Genomic DNA, 1,338 nt, shown 5'->3' with positions numbered 1-1,338 from the left:
AAAACGGAATCTATGGTCACTCCCGTTTTTGCAACACCGATTTTGACGACAAGTTGGCTTGCTTGAATCTATCCGGCGTCTGAATGGGATTTTATTCCCGCGCCTTGATGAGTTCCGCGCCTGATGAACCTCCAGAAAATATACGGCTTCAATGAGCCTTTCCGTTTTACAGGTTCCTCAACAGGCCGGTGGGCCGTTAGTATCATCAATATCAGTATTCGCAAAACCAGATCAGTAATTCTTTAAACCGGTGTATTTCTGCCGTTATGCTACATAAGTTTGCTGTCGTGCCGTTAGGGCCCAGGCTATTCTGGCCAGCTTGTTTGCCAGAGCACAAGTGACGACAAAGTTGCTTTTCCGGCACAGTAAATCCCTGACCCAATCGGCCAATTTGCCAGACTGGTGTTCCAGTTTTTGTATGAATACCCTGGCACATTGAACCAACAAAGTTCGGATCTTTTTATTACCTCGCTTACTAATTCCCAGCAATGTCGTCCTACCTCCCGTGCTGTACTGCCGAGGTACAAGCCCTGTTGCCGCCGCAAAGTCACGGCTGCTGGCGTACTGCTTCCCGTCGCCAATCTCAGTTGAAATAGTACTCGCTGTCAGTGTTCCGACGCAGGGAATGCTCAGCAAGCGCTGTCCAACCTCATCTTCGTCCAACTTTCGTTTCAACTGGGATTCCAAATCTTTAATCTGCTCAACAAGATAGTGATAATGCTGTTGTAATTTCAGCAATAACTGGCTGAGGTAAAGAGGCAAACTATTGTCCTCAAGAAGGGTACTCAGTCGGCTAATAACGGCAGCTCCTCGGGGAACGCTAATGCCAAATTCCAGCAGAAAAGCATGCATTTGATTGGTTGTTTTTACCTTATCCTGAACCAGGGATTCACGGACACGATGCAGAGCCCGCATTGCCTGCTGAGATTCCGTTCTGGGCTGCACAAAACGCATAGACGGACGCGATGCAGCTTCACAAATAGCTTCGGCGTCGACAAAGTCGTTTTTATTGCTTTTAACGAACGGGCGGACAAATTGTGGTGATATCAGCTTTGGGGAATGCCCCAACTCTTCCAACTTGCGTGCCATAAAGTGAGAACCGCCACAGGCTTCCATTGCGATGGTTGTAGCGGGGCATGTCGCCAAAAATTCGATCAACTTTGGCCGGGTAAATTTTTTACGGTAAACAGCCTTCCCGCGACGATCCTGGCAATGAATATGGAAAGAGTTTTTACCCAGATCGATACCAATGAGCGCAATGTTTTCCATGATAGTTCTCCGAATGAAAGCCTGTCCTCAGCATAATACCGGGAAGGAGGGAGTGACCATCTCATTAAA

1 protein-coding gene is annotated in these 1,338 nt (G+C 47.8%); it reads right to left on the bottom strand.

All coding sequences use genetic code 11. The features are described from left to right. Positions 1 to 264: 264 nt before the first annotated feature. Positions 265 to 1,269 (bottom strand): IS110-like element IS4321 family transposase, encoded by a 1,005-nt coding sequence (locus tag OOJ59_RS27845; protein WP_022542389.1) that lies wholly within the window; start codon positions 1,267 to 1,269, stop codon positions 265 to 267. Positions 1,270 to 1,338 lie beyond the last annotated feature (69 nt).

The organism is Citrobacter sp. W9 (assembly GCF_026719375.1).
In the GTDB taxonomy this organism is placed as follows: Bacteria; Pseudomonadota; Gammaproteobacteria; order Enterobacterales; family Enterobacteriaceae; genus Citrobacter; species Citrobacter werkmanii.
This window is presented reverse-complemented; position numbering and strand designations above follow the sequence as displayed.

Coding starts and splice junctions, on each gene's coding strand:
- OOJ59_RS27845 (WP_022542389.1), bottom strand. CDS start 1,269: ATGGAAAACATTGCGCTCATTGGTATCGATCTGGGTAAAAACTCTTTC.